The sequence below is a fragment of the Mesorhizobium sp. M2A.F.Ca.ET.067.02.1.1 genome (assembly GCF_004023285.1).
Lineage (GTDB): Bacteria > Pseudomonadota > Alphaproteobacteria > Rhizobiales > Rhizobiaceae > Mesorhizobium.
Genome location: NZ_RZSB01000870.1, coordinates 1 through 2262 on the forward strand (window position 1 = coordinate 1; position 2262 = coordinate 2262).

General features: G+C 63.0%; 4 protein-coding genes. All 4 read left to right on the top strand.

Annotated features, from left to right (window positions below):
- The coding region (locus EOA28_RS33020; protein ID WP_148671015.1) for a thermonuclease family protein at nucleotides 1-356 on the top strand (356 nt) is incomplete at its 5' end.
- A gap of 47 nt (nucleotides 357-403) precedes the next feature.
- Nucleotides 404-1015 (top strand): glutathione S-transferase, encoded by a 612-nt coding sequence (locus tag EOA28_RS33025; protein ID WP_127250575.1) that lies wholly within the window; start codon nucleotides 404-406, stop codon nucleotides 1013-1015.
- A 28-nt stretch (nucleotides 1016-1043) separates the two neighbouring features.
- A complete protein-coding gene (locus EOA28_RS33030; protein ID WP_127250577.1) occupies nucleotides 1044-1661 on the top strand; it encodes a uracil-DNA glycosylase family protein in 618 nt (205 codons plus the stop codon).
- A 108-nt stretch (nucleotides 1662-1769) separates the two neighbouring features.
- Nucleotides 1770-2261: an Lrp/AsnC family transcriptional regulator gene (locus EOA28_RS33035; RefSeq protein WP_040982768.1), complete on the top strand. Its 492-nt coding sequence runs from the start codon at nucleotides 1770-1772 to the stop codon at nucleotides 2259-2261.
- Nucleotide 2262 lies beyond the last annotated feature (1 nt).

Sequence of the window (2262 nt, forward strand, 5' to 3'; positions counted from 1 at the left end):
GCGCCGACTATCCCTGCGGCAAGCTGGCGCGGCAATCGCTGGTACGACTGATCGCCGGCAGGCCGGTTTCCTGCAGCGGCTGGCAGCGCGACCGTTACGGCAGGCTGCTCGGCGACTGCAGGGCAGGCGACACCGACCTGAACCCGGCCCAAGTGCGGGCCGGATGGGCGGTTGCCTTCGGCGACTTCGAAACCGAGGAAGCGGTGGCAAGAGCGGCCAAGGTCGGCATCTGGGCAGGCGCCTTCGAGGAGCCGCGGGACTGGCGCGACAGCCATCATGACGCGCCGGTCGAGAGAAAGCACGGCACGCTTGCCTCGTTGAGCGACGCGTTGCGCGAGTTCTTTCGCTTCTGGTGACGGGCGTATCCGAGCCCTATGATCCGGTGGAGAAACTGGAGGATGGAATGAAGCTGTTCGACGGCGGCCGCGCGCCCAATCCCCGGCGTGTGCGTGTCTTTCTTGCCGAGAAGGGGCTGACGGTGCCGCTTGTGCCCGTCGACATGGCTGCGCTGGAGCATCGCGGCGAAGAGGTGGCGCAACGCAATCCGCTGCGGCGCCTGCCGGTGCTCGAGCTCGAGGACGGTACCGTCATCACCGAATCGATCGCCATTTGCCGCTATTTCGAGGAGTTGCATCCCGAGCCCGCGCTGTTCGGCACGGGCGCGCTCGGCAAGGCAAAAGTCGAGATGTGGCAAAGACGCCTGGAACTGAATCTCATGGTCAGCGTCGCGGCCGCGTTCCGGCATATCCATCCGGCTATGAAGGAATGGGAAGTGCCGCAGATCCCGGAATGGGGCGAGGCCAACAAGCCGAAGGCGATCGATTTCCTGCATCTCCTCGACCATGAACTGGCGGAGCGCGAATTCGCCGCCGGCGATGCCTATTCGGTTGCCGATATCACCGGAATGATCGCCATCGATTTCATGAAGCCGGCCCGCATCAAGGTGCCTGAGGAGTGCACGAATGTGCTGCGCTGGTATGCGGCGCTGACGAGCCGGCCAAGCGCGACGGCCTGAGTGACGAAGATTGGATAATCCGCCCGATATGAGCCAAGCATTGGAGCGCCTCACCGCGAAGGTGCGAGCCTGCCGCATCTGCGTCGACCAGCCGCTTGGCCGGCCCTTGCCGCACGAGCCGCGCCCGGTATTGAGGCCGTCCTCGAGCGCCCGCATCCTGCTCGCCAGCCAGGCGCCGGGCACCAAGGTTCACATCTCGGGCATGCCCTTCACAGACGCTTCCGGAGATCGCCTCAGAAGCTGGCTCGGCGTCAGCAGCGAAGAGTTCTACGACACTGAAAAGTTCGCCATCGTGCCGATGGGTTTCTGCTTTCCCGGCCAGGACGCCAAGGGCGGGGACCTGCCGCCGCGCCGCGAATGCGCGCCGGCCTGGCGCCGGGACCTGATGGCGCTGATGCCGCAGATCGACCTGGTGCTGACCATCGGCGGCTACGCGCAGGCCTGGCATATGGGAACGACTCGCGCGGCGTCCTTGACCGATACCGTGAGGAACTGGCGCGCCGTCTGGGATACGCCGGCCAGCCCAAAAGTGTTGCCGCTGCCGCATCCGTCGTGGCGAAACACGGGCTGGCTGAAGAAGAATCCCTGGTTTGAAATGGATTTGCTGCCCTTCCTGAGGTCGGAAATCCGCTATCGCATTGGTTAGGCATTCCGCAAGATATCACCCGCTTTTGGTGCCTTTGGCAGAATTTCTTTCTTGTGAAAGGCTCCGATAAAAGGGATTATAGCCAAACTATTCCCCTGGAGCCTCCCCATGGATCGCCTCGACAGAAAAATTCTCCGCCTCCTGCAGGAGGACGCCACGCTTGCGGTGGCCGACGTCGCCAAGAAAGTCGGCCTGTCGACCACGCCGTGCTGGCGGCGTATCCAGAAGCTTGAGGAAGAGGGCGTCATCAGGCGGCGCGTCGCCATCCTCGACCATGAGAAGGTCAACGTACGCGTCACCGTCTTCGTGTCGATCCGCACCAATTCGCACAGCCATGAATGGCTGCGGCGCTTCTCCGAGGTCATCCAGGAATTCCCGGAGGTGGTCGAGTTCTACCGCATGAGCGGCGACGTCGATTACCTGCTACGTGTAGTGGTCCCGGATATCGCCGCTTATGATGCCTTCTACAAGCGACTGATCGCCAAGATCGAGATCCGCGACGTGTCCTCGTCCTTCGCCATGGAGCAGATCAAATACACGACCGAGATCCCGCTCGACTACATGGTTCTGGACAAGGAGTCGGGTGCGAACGCGGCGTGAC